The sequence below is a fragment of the Streptomyces sp. NPDC026672 genome (assembly GCF_040638185.1).
GTDB lineage: Bacteria > Actinomycetota > Actinomycetes > Streptomycetales > Streptomycetaceae > Streptomyces.
On sequence record NZ_JBEZXS010000040.1, the window covers coordinates 16789 to 29570 of the forward strand.

The 12782-nt window shown below is 70.7% G+C and carries 15 protein-coding genes; 8 read left to right on the plus strand and 7 right to left on the minus strand.

What is annotated here, in order from left to right; all coding sequences use genetic code 11:
• The first annotated feature begins 12 nt into the window (after window positions 1-12).
• Both AB0F77_RS33775 and AB0F77_RS33780 read left to right on the plus strand, forming a co-directional pair.
• Entirely contained in the window at window positions 13-1167 is a 1155-nt protein-coding gene (locus AB0F77_RS33775) for an inorganic phosphate transporter (RefSeq protein WP_361955605.1), read from the plus strand.
• A gap of 16 nt (window positions 1168-1183) precedes the next feature.
• On the plus strand, window positions 1184-1414 hold the full coding sequence (locus AB0F77_RS33780) for a hypothetical protein (RefSeq protein ID WP_361955607.1): 231 nt from the start codon (window positions 1184-1186) through the stop codon (window positions 1412-1414).
• Window positions 1415-1502: 88 nt separating this feature from the next.
• Here the strand turns inward: AB0F77_RS33780 and sodN are convergent, their stop codons facing one another.
• Window positions 1503-1898, minus strand: a complete 396-nt coding sequence (gene sodN, locus AB0F77_RS33785) for a superoxide dismutase, Ni (protein WP_023546844.1) — start codon at window positions 1896-1898, stop codon at window positions 1503-1505.
• 145 nt (window positions 1899-2043) lie between these two features.
• On the opposite strand from sodN, the gene sodX reads away from it, so the two are divergent.
• Entirely contained in the window at window positions 2044-2478 is a 435-nt protein-coding gene (gene sodX, locus AB0F77_RS33790) for a nickel-type superoxide dismutase maturation protease (protein WP_361955701.1), read from the plus strand.
• Here sodX and AB0F77_RS33795 read toward each other — a convergent pair.
• Complete coding sequence (locus AB0F77_RS33795; protein ID WP_361955609.1) at window positions 2382-3011, minus strand: CGNR zinc finger domain-containing protein; 630 nt, start codon at window positions 3009-3011, stop codon at window positions 2382-2384. The genes sodX and AB0F77_RS33795 overlap by 97 nt on opposite strands.
• 101 nt (window positions 3012-3112) lie before the next feature.
• Here AB0F77_RS33795 and AB0F77_RS33800 point away from each other — a divergent pair, with 101 nt between their 5' ends.
• Window positions 3113-3883 (plus strand): class I SAM-dependent methyltransferase, encoded by a 771-nt coding sequence (locus AB0F77_RS33800; RefSeq protein WP_361955611.1) that lies wholly within the window; start codon window positions 3113-3115, stop codon window positions 3881-3883.
• A gap of 93 nt (window positions 3884-3976) precedes the next feature.
• Here AB0F77_RS33800 and AB0F77_RS33805 read toward each other — a convergent pair whose 3' ends face one another.
• The 3 genes from AB0F77_RS33805 to AB0F77_RS33815 are packed head-to-tail and all read right to left on the minus strand — an operon-like array spanning window position 3977 to window position 6674.
• On the minus strand, window positions 3977-4765 hold the full coding sequence (locus AB0F77_RS33805) for an amino acid ABC transporter ATP-binding protein (protein ID WP_361955613.1): 789 nt from the start codon (window positions 4763-4765) through the stop codon (window positions 3977-3979).
• Window positions 4762-5685, minus strand: a complete 924-nt coding sequence (locus tag AB0F77_RS33810; protein ID WP_361955615.1) for an amino acid ABC transporter permease — start codon at window positions 5683-5685, stop codon at window positions 4762-4764. The genes AB0F77_RS33805 and AB0F77_RS33810 overlap by 4 nt, the downstream gene beginning before the upstream one ends.
• Before the next feature lie 29 nt (window positions 5686-5714).
• Complete coding sequence (locus AB0F77_RS33815; RefSeq protein ID WP_361955617.1) at window positions 5715-6674, minus strand: ABC transporter substrate-binding protein; 960 nt, start codon at window positions 6672-6674, stop codon at window positions 5715-5717.
• Between the two features lie 528 nt (window positions 6675-7202).
• On the opposite strand from AB0F77_RS33815, the gene AB0F77_RS33820 reads away from it, so the two are divergent.
• The 4 genes from AB0F77_RS33820 to AB0F77_RS33835 all read left to right on the plus strand — a co-directional run bounded on the left by AB0F77_RS33820 (window position 7203) and on the right by AB0F77_RS33835 (window position 10446).
• Window positions 7203-8426, plus strand: a complete 1224-nt coding sequence (locus AB0F77_RS33820; protein WP_361955619.1) for an NADP-dependent malic enzyme — start codon at window positions 7203-7205, stop codon at window positions 8424-8426.
• A gap of 194 nt (window positions 8427-8620) precedes the next feature.
• A complete protein-coding gene (locus AB0F77_RS33825) occupies window positions 8621-9589 on the plus strand; it encodes a zinc-binding dehydrogenase (RefSeq protein WP_361955621.1) in 969 nt (322 codons plus the stop codon).
• Between the two features lie 72 nt (window positions 9590-9661).
• Window positions 9662-9871: an HTH domain-containing protein gene (locus AB0F77_RS33830; RefSeq protein WP_040248424.1), complete on the plus strand. Its 210-nt coding sequence runs from the start codon at window positions 9662-9664 to the stop codon at window positions 9869-9871.
• A complete protein-coding gene (locus AB0F77_RS33835; RefSeq protein ID WP_361955623.1) occupies window positions 9871-10446 on the plus strand; it encodes a Clp protease N-terminal domain-containing protein in 576 nt (191 codons plus the stop codon). The genes AB0F77_RS33830 and AB0F77_RS33835 overlap by 1 nt, the downstream gene beginning before the upstream one ends.
• A 97-nt stretch (window positions 10447-10543) precedes the next feature.
• On the opposite strand, the gene AB0F77_RS33840 is transcribed toward AB0F77_RS33835, so the two are convergent.
• Both AB0F77_RS33840 and AB0F77_RS33845 read right to left on the minus strand, forming a co-directional pair.
• Window positions 10544-11608 carry a PadR family transcriptional regulator gene (locus AB0F77_RS33840; RefSeq protein ID WP_361955625.1) on the minus strand — a complete coding sequence of 355 codons (1065 nt, stop codon included), beginning with the start codon at window positions 11606-11608 and terminating at the stop codon, window positions 10544-10546.
• 1 nt (window position 11609) lies between these two features.
• A complete protein-coding gene (locus tag AB0F77_RS33845) occupies window positions 11610-12566 on the minus strand; it encodes a DUF4097 family beta strand repeat-containing protein (protein WP_361955627.1) in 957 nt (318 codons plus the stop codon).
• Window positions 12567-12782 lie beyond the last annotated feature (216 nt).

Sequence of the window (12782 nt, forward strand, 5' to 3'; positions counted from 1 at the left end):
TTCCCTGAAGGGATGGACCACATCACGTTCCTCGTGGCGGTCGTCATCGTCACGGCGCTGGCCTTCGACTTCACCAATGGGTTCCACGACACGGCCAACGCGATGGCGACGTCCATCGCGACCGGCGCGCTGAAGCCGAGGACGGCCGTCCTCATCAGCGGCGCCCTGAACATCGTCGGTGCCTTCCTGTCGACGGAGGTCGCCAGGACGATCTCCGGCGGCATCGTGGACGACACCCTCGTCACCCCCGGGATGATCTTCGCGGGTCTGGTGGGGGCGATCCTGTGGAACCTCGTGACCTGGCTGGCGGGGCTGCCGTCCAGTTCGTCGCACGCGCTGTTCGGCGGGCTGATCGGGGCCGTCTGGGTGGGCGCGGGGTCGGACGGCGTGCACTTCGACAAGGTCGTCGAGAAGGTGCTGATCCCGGCCGTCGCCTCCCCCGTGGTGGCGGGCGTCGCGGCGCTGATCGCCACCTACCTCGCCTATCGGCTCACCGCGCGGGCCCGCAAGGACTCGGTCACCAAGGGGTTCCGGCTCGGCCAGATCGCCTCGGCCTCCCTGGTCTCGCTCGCGCACGGCACGAACGACGCGCAGAAGACCATGGGCGTCATCACGCTGACCCTGATCTCCGCGGGCGCGCTGGGGCACGACGCGGGCCCGCCGGTGTGGGTGATCGGCGCGGCCGGACTGGCGATCGGCCTCGGCACCTACCTCGGCGGCTGGCGGATCATCCGCACGATGGGCAAGGGCCTCACCGAGATCCAGTCCCCGCAGGGCTTCGCGGCGGAGACGGCCTCCACGACCGTCATCCTCACCTCCGCGCACCTCGGCTTCGCCCTGTCCACCACCCAGGTGGCCTCCGGCAGCATCCTCGGCGCGGGCCTGGGCCGGCGGCTCGCGGAGGTCCGCTGGGGCATCGCCGGGCGGATGGCGCTCGCCTGGCTGATCACACTGCCCGCCGCCGCGCTGGTCGGCGGGATCGCGGCGAGCGTGGTCAAGCACGGGGGCGACGTCGGAACCGCGGTGATCGCCGTCGTCGCCGCGGCCGTGGCGACGGGCATCTTCCTCGCCGCCCGCCGCAACCCGGTGGACGCGCAGAACGTCAACGACCACCACGAGGTCACCATCCGCACCCCGGCGCCGACGAACGTCGGCACGGCCGCCTGAGCCACGGAGGTTCCCCATGCATCTGGACTGGACCGCACTCGGCGAGGTCACCGCGGTGAGCATCGGTGTCACGGTCGCCGTGGTCGTCGTCTTCGCCCTGGGTGTCCTCGGCCTCGCCCGTCACGAGGGCGCCCGCGAGGCCGCGGCCGGCTCCCCGCTCGGCATGGCCCAGGCAGCCCTGTGCTTCCTGGCCTGCGTCGCGGTGGTGGCCTACGGCATCTACCTGATCGTGCCTCAGTTCCACTGAGGCCCACCGCCCTTGTCCTCCCACCCCCCACGCACACGACGAGGGCCCGGTCGTGATCACGACCGGGCCCACGCCGAGAAGAGAGCCGTCAGGCCTTCTTGGTCTCCCAGAAGATCTTGTCGATCTGGGCGATGTAGTCCAGGGCCTTCTGGCCGGTGGCGGGGTCGGTGGACGCCTTGGCGGCCGAGAGGGCCTTCAAGGCGTCGTTCACCAGCTGGTGGAGCTCGGGGTACTTCTCGAAGTGCGGGGGCTTGAAGTAGTCGCTCCAGAGCACGGAAACGTGGTGCTTCGCGAGCTCTGCGCGCTGCTCCTTGATGACGGTGGCACGCGCCTGGAAGTGCGGGTCGTCGTTGCCGGCCATCTTTTCCTGGACAGCCTTCACCGACTCCGCCTCGATGCGGGCCTGGGCAGGGTCGTACACGCCGCAGGGCAGGTCGCAGTGGGCGCTGACCTTGACCTTGGGAGCAAACAGGCGGGAAAGCATGGAGCATTCCTTCCTCGTGATCGTCTTCTCAGGTGGGACATTACTCCCTGGGAGGCTCGTTTTCGCGAGTGCCCCCTAGGGCTTAGGACAAAAGTCCAGGGTCACACTGGGACTGGTGGAGGAACGGACCGGGGAGGTGCCGGGGATGCCGGAGCTGTCGCAGGAGACCGAACGGGGGAGGGCGGTCGCGCCCTTCGGGCTGGCCGAGGTGACCGGCCCGTCCATGGTGCCCACCCTGTACCACGGGGACCGTCTCGTGCTGCACTACGGCGTCGCCGTCAGGCCCGGTGACATCGTCGTCCTGCGCCATCCGTTCCAGCAGGACCTGCTGGTCGTCAAGCGGGCCGTGGAGCGGCGCGAGGGCGGCTGGTGGGTGCTGGGGGACAACTCCCACGCGGGCGGGGACAGCACCGACTACGGGGTCGTGCCGGAGGACCTGGTGCTCGGCCGGGTGCGCCTGCGGTACCGGCCGCGCCGGCCCGATCAGCGTTCGCCGCTCGCCGTGGTGCGCTGGGCGCTGTCCGCGGTCAGGCCCGTCTTCGCCGACCGGTCGGCCTCCAGGCGCTTGCGGGCCCGGTAGGCGGCCACGTTCGCGCGGGTCGCGCAGCGGTCGGAGCAGTAGCGCCGGGAGCGGTTGGTCGAGGTGTCCAGATAAGCGTTGCGGCAGGGCGCGGCCTCGCACAGGCCGAGCCGGTCGACGCCGTACTCGGTCAGGTGGAACGCGAGGCCCATCGCGGCGATCGCGGCGTAGCCGGCGGTGGCGTTCGACGGGTGGTCGGCCAGGTGCATGTGCCACAGCGGGCGGCCGTCGTCGTCGCGGTGGTCGTGCCCGGAGATCTGCGGGCTGACCGGGAACTCCAGCAGCAGTGAGTTGAGCAGGTCCACGGCCAGGGTCTCGTCGCCCTGGTCGGCGGCCTCGAAGACCGCGCGCAGCCGTCCCCGGACCGAGCGGAAGCGGGTCACGTCGGCGTCGGTGGCACGGCGGGCGGCCGACTGGTTGCCGCCGAACAGGTCGCGGACCGCGTCGACGGAGGTGAGCGTGTCCTTGCCCCGGAGCGGCTCCTCGCTGTTGACGAGGCGTACGGCGTAGTCCGAGTAATAGGCCAGTTCCACTTGTAGTCCTTACGAGGGCGCTCTATGGTCGTGCGTGCGGTCGGGTAACAGCCGGTCGTGCTTCCAGGGTATTACGGGATCTTCGCGACCGAGGGGCGACGATGACGAACACGCGGACCACCGCGGCCGGTGCCGACTGGGCTGCCTGGCAGGAGAGCTGGGACCGCCAGCAGGAGTGGTACATGCCCGACCGCGAGGAACGCTTCACGGTCATGCTCGACATGGTCGAGGCCCTCGTGGGCACCGCACCCCGCGTCCTCGACCTCGCCTGCGGCACCGGCAGCATCACCGCCCGCCTGCTGCGCCGGTTCCCCGACGCCACCAGCACCGGCGTCGACCTCGACCCGGCCCTCCTCGCCATCGCCGAGGGCACCTTCGCGGGCGACGACCGCGTCACCCTCGTCGCCGCCGACCTCAAGGACCCGGCGTGGCGGGCGGCGCTGCCGTACGACGCGTACGACGCCGTCCTGACCGCCACGGCCCTGCACTGGCTGCACAGCGACCCCCTCGCCGACCTCTACGGCCGGATCGCCGAACTCGTGCGCGACGGCGGTGTGTTCATGAACGCGGACCACATGATCGACGGGACAACCCCGCGCATCAACGCCGCCGAACGCGCCCAGCGGCACGCGCGCATGGACCGGGCGAAGCGGGACGGCGCCCTGGACTGGGCCGACTGGTGGCAGGTCGCGGCCCAGGACCCCGTACTCGCCGGGCCGACCGCCCGCCGCTTCGAGATCTACGGCGAGCACGCCGACGGCGACATGCCCTCGCCCGCGTGGCACGCGCGCGTGCTGCGCGAGAAGGGTTTCGGCGAGGCGCGGCCCGTGTGGTGCTCGCCCTCGGACACGCTGCTCCTCGCGGTCAAGTAGCCCGCGGCCGCACAGGGGGCACGCGCGAACGCGGAGGGGCGGTACGGATCGATCCGTACCGCCCCTCCGCGTTCGTGTCCGCCGCCGCGCGGGTCAGAGGACCTTCGAGAGGAAGGACTTCGTCCGCTCGTGCTGGGGGCGGGTCAGGACGTCGCGCGGATGGCCGGACTCGACGACCACACCGTCGTCCATGAAGACCAGCGAGTCCCCGACCTCCCGGGCGAAGCCCATCTCATGGGTGACGACGATCATCGTCATGCCGTCCTCCGCGAGGTCCCGCATCACGTCCAGCACCTCGCCGACCAGCTCCGGGTCCAGGGCGGACGTCGGCTCGTCGAAGAGCATCAGCTTGGGCTCCATCGCCAGGGCGCGGGCGATGGCGACACGCTGCTGCTGGCCGCCGGAGAGCTGGGCCGGGTAGTGGTTCTTGCGGTCGCCGAGGCCGACCCGGTCGAGCAGCCGCTCGGCCCGCTCCCGGGCGACGGCCCTGGACTCGCGCTTGACCTGGACCGGTGCCTCCATGACGTTCTCCAGGGCCGTCATGTGGGGGAAGAGGTTGAAGCGCTGGAACACCATGCCGATGTCCCGCCGCTGCGCCGCGACCTCCTTCTCCTTCAGCTCGTAGAGCTTGTCGCCCTTCTGCCGGTAGCCGACGAGGTGACCGTCGACGTAGAGCCGCCCGGCGCTGATCTTCTCCAGGTGGTTGATGCACCGAAGGAACGTGGACTTGCCGGAGCCGGAGGGGCCGATCAGGCAGAACACCTCCCGCGCGTTCACCTCCAGGTCGATGCCCTTGAGGATGTGCGCCAGCCCGAAGGACTTGTGCACGCCCTCGGCCCTGACCATGGGGGCGCCGGTCGCGTCCTTGGCGAGATCTGTCATCGGGCCACCTCCGGGCGGCGGAACGAGCCGAACAGGCGCACGTTCCGCTTCAGGCGCTGGAGCGGGGTCGGCGGCAGGCTGTGCGTCGAACCGCGGGCGTAACGGCGCTCCAGGTAGTACTGGAAGACGCTGAACACGCTGGTGAGGATCAGGTACCAGATGGACGCCACGAAGTACATCTCGACCACCGCGAGCGAGGTGCTGGAGATGTCCGTGGCGCGCTTGATCAGCTCGTTGAACTGGACCGCGTAGGCGAGCGACGAGGTCTTCAGCATGTTGATGAACTCGTTGCCCGTCGGCGGGACGATCACGCGCATCGCCTGCGGGAGGACCACGCGCCGCAGCGTCTTGCCCTGGGTCATGCCCAGGGCGTGCGACGCCTCCGTCTGCCCGAGGTCGACGGACTGGATGCCCGCGCGCACGATCTCGGACATGTACGCCGCCTCGTTCAGGCCGAGGCCGAGCAGCGCGGCCAGGAACGGCGTCATGACCTGGTTCATCTCGTCCTTGTAGAACCCCAGGTTGAGCACGGGGAAGACGAGCGCGATGTTGTACCAGAGCAGGAGCTGGACCAGGACCGGCGTGCCGCGGAAGAACCAGATGTAGAGCCAGGACACCGTGCTCGTGACCGGGTTGGACGACATCCGCATGACCGCGAGGATCACGCCCAGCACCAGTCCGAGCGCCATGGCGAGCACGGAGATGTACAGCGTGTGCCAGACGCCGGACAGGATGGTCCCGTCCGTGAGGTAGTCCGGGATCACGCCGTAGTTGATCTTCGCGTTGGAGAACGCGATCCCGATGAGCACCAGGACCGCGACGACCGCGGCACCGGCCACCCAGCGGCCGTAGTGGCGCACCGGGATGGCCTTGATCTGCTCCGGCGGCACCGCCGGAGCCTTGTCGAGAGTGTCAGTCACGGTGACAGCCCTTCAGTGGTGCGCAGGGCTCAGGAGCCGCCGTTGATCTTGGCCTCGGTGACGCCGCCGTCCTTGACGTTCCACTTCTCCAGGATCTTCTGGTACTCGCCGTTCTTGATGATCGCGTCCATGGCGGCCTGGAGGGCGTCACGCAGCTGGGCGTTCTCCTTGGAGACGCCGATGCCGTAGGGGCCGGCCTCGATCTGGTCGCCCACGACCTCGAAGTCCTTGCCGCCGCCCGAGGTCTTCGCGTTGTACGCGGCCACCGGGAAGTCGTTCAGGTCGGCGACGGACGCGCCCTGCTTGAGCCGGAGCAGCGCCTCGGGGTCGGTGTCGAAGGTCTGGAGCGATATGGCCTTCTTGCCGTCGGCCGTGCACTTCTTGTTCTGCTCCTTGGCGATGCCCTCGGACGTGGTGCCCCGCTGGAGCGCGACCACCGTGCCGCACAGGTCGTCCAGGGACTTGATGCCCTTCGGGTTGCCCTTCTGGACGAGGATCGAGGTGCCGGCGGTGAAGTAGTCGACGAAGTCGATGCCGTCGCCGACCTTCTTGCCGGTGTCCGAGTCGATGCCGTTCTGGCGGTCCTTGGTGTCGTTCATCGCCGACATGATCACGTTGAACCGCTTGGACTGGAGTCCGACGATGAGCTGGTCGAACTTGCCGTTCTGGAACGTGAACGTCACGCCGAGCTGCTTGCCGAGGGCGGCGGCGACGTCGGGGTCGATGCCGACGGCCTTGCCGCCCTCCATGTACTCGACCGGCGGGTAGGCGATGTCGGAGCCCACCTTGATGACGCCCGCCTTGCGGATGTCGGCGGGGAGCTTGGCGGCCAGAGGCGCGGCGGACGACGAGCCGGACCCGTTGTCGTTGCCCTTGTCGGTCTGGTCACCGCAACCGGCGAGCAGCAGGGTGCCTGCGACCGCGATCGCGCCGACCGCTGCTAGCCGGGAGCGAGCGGCGGCCGTACGACGGGTGGAGCGTGCGGTCATGGTGGGTTCCTCCGGCGAGTGGGTGGAGATGCCGATGGGTCGACGAGAACACACACCATCGGGTGTCGCGACCTCGTGGGTTTACGGCATCTTGCCATTGGGTCTACGCCATTCAAGGGACCAGCCATGTCAAAATCGGATAACGGGTGACCCCCGAACCATGCCGATACGGACTTCTGGCCGCATCCTCTACGGAAAAGCCTGGTCACAACCGGAACATCTTCGGTCGATCTCAGTATGTGGTCGTTCCTTGTCGAATGCCGACCCTCGTGCGAGGGGCCAGGACGTCATCAGGACGTGACCTTCCGGTGCCCGGACGTGACCTTGGGCTCAACCGACTCGCTGTCGGCGCCGTCCGTCCGGTAAGAAGGTTCTTTACACCCCTCATCCGGGGCGCAGAGCGCGTGTGCGGCGCGTTCGTCGCGGACGACCCGTGGTAACGGTCAATCGGGTCGTGCGCGTCCCCGTCCACTCTTCACCAGGAGTGGCCCACCCTCGCACCATGAACTTCCTAAGGGGTACAGAAAAGTGGCAGCGGAGATCGTCAATCCTCGCAGCGACAGCAATACGGACCAGGACGGCGGGGCGGAGCCCCTCGATTCCTTCGATCCGGCGTTCGCGCTGCACCGCGGCGGCAAGATGGCCGTGCAGGCCACCGTGCCGGTCCGGGACAAGGACGACCTGTCCCTCGCGTACACGCCCGGCGTCGCGCGCGTGTGCTCCGCCATCGCGGAGCAGCCGGACCTGGTCAACGACTACACGTGGAAGTCGTCCGTGGTCGCCGTCGTGACCGACGGCACGGCCGTCCTCGGGCTCGGGGACATCGGCCCCCAGGCGTCCCTCCCCGTGATGGAGGGCAAGGCCATCCTCTTCAAGCAGTTCGGCGGGGTCGACGCGGTGCCGCTCGCGCTCGACTGCACGGACGTGGACGAGATCGTGGAGACCGTCGTCCGGCTCGCCCCCTCCTTCGGCGGGATCAACCTGGAGGACATCTCGGCGCCGCGGTGCTTCGAGATCGAGCGCAGGCTCCAGGAGCGGCTCGACATCCCGGTCTTCCACGACGACCAGCACGGTACGGCCGTCGTCACGCTGGCGGCGCTGCGCAACGCGGCACGCCTGAGCGGCCGGTCCATCGGCGACCTGCGGGCCGTCATCTCCGGCGCCGGAGCGGCCGGGGTGGCCATCGCGCGCATGCTGATCGAGGCCGGCATCGGGGACGTCGCGGTGGCCGACCGCAAGGGCGTCGTCTCGGCCGGGCGCGAGGACCTGACGCCGGTCAAGCGCGAGGTCGCCGGGTTCACCAACAAGGCCGGCATCAGCGGGTCGCTCGAGGACGCGCTCGCGGGCGCCGACGTCTTCATCGGCGTCTCCGGCGGTACGGTCCCGGAGGCGGCGGTGGCCTCCATGGCCGAGGGCGCCTTCGTGTTCGCCATGGCCAACCCGGACCCGGAGGTGCACCCCGACGTCGCGCACAAGTACGCGGCCGTCGTGGCGACCGGGCGGTCGGACTTCCCGAACCAGATCAACAACGTGCTGGCCTTCCCCGGGATCTTCGCCGGGGCGCTCCAGGTGCGGGCCTCCCGGATCACCGAGGGAATGAAGCTGGCGGCGGCCGAGGCGCTGGCCGCGGTGGTCGGGGACGACCTCGCCGCCGACTACGTCATCCCGTCGCCCTTCGACGAGCGGGTCGCTCCCGCGGTGACCGCGGCGGTTGCTGCCGCGGCTCGGGCCGAAGGGGTTGCCCGGCGTTAGTCCAGGTGCCGTCGCGGGGGCTGCCGCCCCCGGGCCCCCGCTTCGGCCTCCGGCCCCGTCCTCGAACGTCGGACGGGCTGAAAGACGTACGTGGCTGGTCCCCGAGGTTGTGACACGCGTCTCCGCATCCGGGGGGCGTGTGTCACGGAGGGGCGTGGTTCCTTCGGAGTGGGCGGGAACCTATCGTCTTGGCCATGTTCGCTGCCTACGCCTCCCGTATCGACCGTGACCAGCCGCTCTCCGGGCTCGAGCTGGGGGAGCGGCCGGCTCCCGAGGCCCGTTCCGGGTGGAGCGTCGTCGACGTCAGGGCCGCCTCCCTCAACCACCACGACCTCTGGTCCCTGCGCGGCGTCGGCCTCGCCGAGGACAAGCTGCCGATGATCCTCGGCTGTGACGCCGCCGGTGTCGACGAGGACGGCAACGAGGTCGTCCTGCACTCCGTCATCGGGCAGACCGGCCACGGCGTCGGTCCCAGGGAACCCCGCTCCATCCTCACCGAGCGCTACCAGGGCACCTTCGCCGAGCGGGTCGCCGTGCCGACCTGGAACATCCTGCCCAAGCCCAAGGAGCTCTCCTTCGAGGAGGCCGCCTGTCTGCCCACGGCCTGGCTGACGGCCTACCGGATGCTCTTCACCAACGCCGGTGTACGTCCCGGTGACGCGGTGCTCGTCCAGGGTGCCGGCGGCGGGGTCGCCACGGCGGCGATCGTGCTCGGCCGGGCCGCCGGGCTGCGCGTGTTCGCCACCAGCCGGGACGAGGCCAAGCGGAAGCGGGCCGTGGAGCTCGGTGCCGTCGAGGCCGTGGAACCGGGGGCGCGGCTGCCGCAGCGGGTGGACGCCGTGATCGAGACCGTCGGCGCCGCGACCTGGTCCCACTCGGTGAAGTCGCTGCGGCCCGGCGGCACCCTCGTCATCTCCGGCGCCACGAGCGGGGACCGTCCCTCGCACGCCGAACTCACCCGTGTCTTCTTCCTTGAGCTGAAGATCGTCGGCTCGACCATGGGCACCAAGGACGAGCTGGAGGACCTGCTCTCCTTCTGCGCCGCGACCGGGGTCCGTCCCGTCATCGACGAGGTGCTGCCGCTCGACCGGGCCCGCGAGGGCTTCGAACGGATGGAGTCCGGCAACCAGTTCGGCAAGATCGTGCTCACCAACGGAGGCTGAGACCGCCCGTCTCCGGGCACGCCTGCGTCAACTGTGGTTGACATCTGCCGGATGTCAACGTACGTTGACGTCATGACCGAAGCAACGGATCTCGCCGAGCGGGCGGGAGACCGCGATCCGCGGATCGGACTGCGCGCCGTCGCCGCGCTGCGCAGGCTGCTGGAGCAGCTGGAGGCGGTGCAGGTGCGCAGTGCGCGCAATCAGGGCTGGTCGTGGCAGGAGATCGCCGCCGAGCTCGGCGTCAGCAGGCAGGCCGTGCACAAGAAGTACGGGAGGCAGTGATGTTCGAACGGTTCACCCAGCATGCTCGTGACGTCGTACGGGGTGCCGTCGAGCACGCCGGACGTGACGGCGCGCGGACCGTCGAGGCCGAGCACCTGTTGCTCGCCCTGCTGGACCGGGAGGAGAGCCGCGCCTCCGCCGCGCTGACCGCCCTCGGCGTCAAGGATCACCCCGAGTCCGTGCGGGAGGAGCTGGACGCGGCCCGGCGGCGGGCCGGTCTGTCCCGGGCCGACACCGACGCCCTCGCCGGGCTGGGGATCGATGTCACGGAGATCGTCCAGCGGGTGGAGGAGGCGCACGGAGCCGGAGCGCTGTCCGGGAACCGCGCCGACGGGGCGGGCGGCGAGGGGCGGCGCTCCGGGCGGCGCTTCCTCGGGCCCGGCGCCAAGGACGTCCTCGAACGGTCCCTCCGGATCGCTGTCGCCCGCAAGGACCGTCACATCGGCGACGAGCATCTGCTGCTCGCCCTCACCGTCCGCCCCGGCGTCCCCGCGGAGGTCCTCGCCGACCACGGCGTGACCCACGCGTCCCTCATGCGGGTGCTGTACGGCGAGGGTGAGGCCAAGGCGGGCTGAGGGGCGTCGGCGGCCCCGAGGGGCCGGGGGCCGAGGGGCTCGGGAGCTCAGGGGGAGTCGTGGGCGGTCCGGTGTGGCCCGGCGGGTGGTCGGTGGGTCAGGGTTTCGGGGTGCGGAGCAGCGCCCCGATGTGGGCCGCCGCCGTCGACAAGTGCCTCCGGGCGTCGCGGAGTTGGTCGGGTGAGACGCCGTGGTCGCGGGCCGCGTCCCGGATGTCGTCGCGGAAGCGGTCGAGCAGCCGGTCCAGGTCGCGGGCCGGGTCGCCGGTGGGTTCCTCGTGGGTCCAGGACGGTTCGTACCCCGCGGGGAAGTCCTCCGGGGTCTTGGAGAAGTCCGGTCCCGGGCTCCGCCGCCCGGGGGCGGTGTCCGTCGGCGCCCTGCCGGGGTCGGTGGAGCCACCGCGGCCGAAGGCATAGTCCTTGCCGAACTCGCCGAATTCCTTGGCCAGTTCGGCAAGCCCCTCGCGCACCCCGGTCGGCCAGTCGCCCCGCGTGAAGTGGTCCTGCACCTGCTCCTGGACGCGCCGCGCGATGCGCTGCATCTCCTCCTGTGCCTGGGCCCGCGCCCGCGCCTGGGCCTCCTGGGCCTGGCGGCGGGCCCGCTGTGCCTCGTCCCGGGCGCGGCGGCTCTCGTCCTTCGCCCGGCGGGCCTGCTCCTTCCACTCCTGCTTGACGCGCCGCATCTCCTCCTTGGCCGCGCGCCACGCCTCCTTGTCGTTCGTCTCGCCCGCCGTCCCGAACGGCCCGTGCTCCCCGTCACCCGCCCCGGAACCGTGCCGGGCCTCGCTGGCGGCGGCCCGCATCTCGCGCCGCAGATCCCCCGCCGCGCCGCGCACATCGGCCCGGATCTCGGCGGCGAGCTCGGCCACGGACTCGCGGATCTCCAGCTCCAGATCGGCCAGTTCACCGCTGCGGTCGGCGAGTTCGGCGCGGCCGGCGTCCGTGATCGCGTACACCTTCCGGCCCCCCTCGGTGGTGTGGGTGACCAGGCCCTCGGCCTCCAGCTTGGCCAGCCGGGGGTAGACCGTGCCCGCCGACGGCGCGTACAGCCCCTGGAAGCGCTCCTCCAGCAGTCTGATCACCTCGTAGCCGTGGCGCGGGGCCTCGTCCAGGAGTTTGAGCAGGTAGAGGCGGAGGCGGCCGTGCGCGAAGACGGGAGGCATGTCAGAGCACCTTCTTGTCGGTCGTACCGTCGGCCGGGGCCGCGGCGCTCGTCCCGGCGCCGGCCCGGCCGGAAACGGAATTGTCCCCCGAGTCGGCCCCCGCCCCGGCCGACGGGTCGGCGTCCGGGGCGTCCCAGGTGCCGTCCTCGTCCTCCTTGGGCGGGCGGCGCAGCAGGGCGATCGAACCGGAGACCGTCGTGGCCCGCAGTGTGCCCGTGCCGGCGCCGAGGCGGCCGGTTATCTTGTGGGCGCCCCACTGGCCGTGCACCCGCAGGCCGTCGAAGGCGTTGGAGATCGTGCCGCTCGCCGTGTTGGCCTCGACGTCCGCGTCCGCCGGGTGCGGCAGGCGGATCGCGATCTCGCCGGAGACACTGGTCAGCCGGACGTCGGTCGGACCCTCCGGGTCGAGGTCGACGATCATGGAGCCGCTGACGGAGTCGGCGCGCACGGCGGAGCCGGACGCCTCGACGACGGTCAGGTCGCCGGAGACGGAGTTGAAGCGGAGGTCGCCGGTGACGGCCTGTGCCTCCACGTTTCCGGACACCGTGTCGGCGCGGACCGGGCCGGAGAGGGCGACCAGGGTCGTGTCGCCGGTGACGCCCTTGACCGCCGAGGTGCCGCGTATGCCCGAGAGGACGGCGCCGGCGCCGACGACGCCCACCTCCACGCGGGTGTGCGCGGGGACGGCGAGGGAGACGACCGCGCTGCGGCGCCAGCCCTTGCGGTCGAGCCACTTGAGGAAGCCCTTCCAGGGCAGGTCGTCGTAGGCCACGGTGAGGGTGCCGTCCTCGTGGGTGACCACCAGGGGCGGGCCCTCGACGTCCGTCACCTCCAGGCGGGCGGAACCTTCGTCCGTGCCCACGACGTTGACCGTCCCGTTGACGATGCGTACGTGGAGTTCGCTCACGGGGGTGTCGAAGGTGAGTTTCCTGGGCTCGGCGACGGACCACTCCGGCATGGTGCTGACCTCCTCGGGCGTGACGCGACGCGCCATATCGCGTCTTACGTGAAACACGATATATCGCGGCCGGGGAAAGTCAAGACACTCGTTCGTGTGGCAGGGAGGGGTGCCCGCGGGAGTGAGGTCAGGCGGGCGCGTGTAGGGGTTCTACATATCAGGCGAGGATTGGGCAAATCGGTCGACCGATGGGCATGCCGACGGGAGCGCTCCGCG

What these genes read in the sequence shown, in the direction of transcription:
- AB0F77_RS33775 (WP_361955605.1), top strand. Translation starts at nt 13, where the DNA reads ATGGACCACATCACGTTCCTCGTGGCGGTCGTCATCGTCACGGCGCTG.
- AB0F77_RS33780 (WP_361955607.1), top strand. Translation starts at nt 1,184, where the DNA reads ATGCATCTGGACTGGACCGCACTCGGCGAGGTCACCGCGGTGAGCATC.
- sodN (WP_023546844.1), bottom strand. Translation starts at nt 1,898, where the DNA reads ATGCTTTCCCGCCTGTTTGCTCCCAAGGTCAAGGTCAGCGCCCACTGC.
- sodX (WP_361955701.1), top strand. Translation starts at nt 2,044, where the DNA reads ATGCCGGAGCTGTCGCAGGAGACCGAACGGGGGAGGGCGGTCGCGCCC.
- AB0F77_RS33800 (WP_361955611.1), top strand. Translation starts at nt 3,113, where the DNA reads ATGACGAACACGCGGACCACCGCGGCCGGTGCCGACTGGGCTGCCTGG.
- AB0F77_RS33805 (WP_361955613.1), bottom strand. Translation starts at nt 4,765, where the DNA reads ATGACAGATCTCGCCAAGGACGCGACCGGCGCCCCCATGGTCAGGGCC.
- AB0F77_RS33815 (WP_361955617.1), bottom strand. Translation starts at nt 6,674, where the DNA reads ATGACCGCACGCTCCACCCGTCGTACGGCCGCCGCTCGCTCCCGGCTA.
- AB0F77_RS33825 (WP_361955621.1), top strand. Translation starts at nt 8,621, where the DNA reads ATGTTCGCTGCCTACGCCTCCCGTATCGACCGTGACCAGCCGCTCTCC.
- AB0F77_RS33830 (WP_040248424.1), top strand. Translation starts at nt 9,662, where the DNA reads ATGACCGAAGCAACGGATCTCGCCGAGCGGGCGGGAGACCGCGATCCG.
- AB0F77_RS33835 (WP_361955623.1), top strand. Translation starts at nt 9,871, where the DNA reads ATGTTCGAACGGTTCACCCAGCATGCTCGTGACGTCGTACGGGGTGCC.
- AB0F77_RS33840 (WP_361955625.1), bottom strand. Translation starts at nt 11,608, where the DNA reads ATGCCTCCCGTCTTCGCGCACGGCCGCCTCCGCCTCTACCTGCTCAAA.
- AB0F77_RS33845 (WP_361955627.1), bottom strand. Translation starts at nt 12,566, where the DNA reads ATGCCGGAGTGGTCCGTCGCCGAGCCCAGGAAACTCACCTTCGACACC.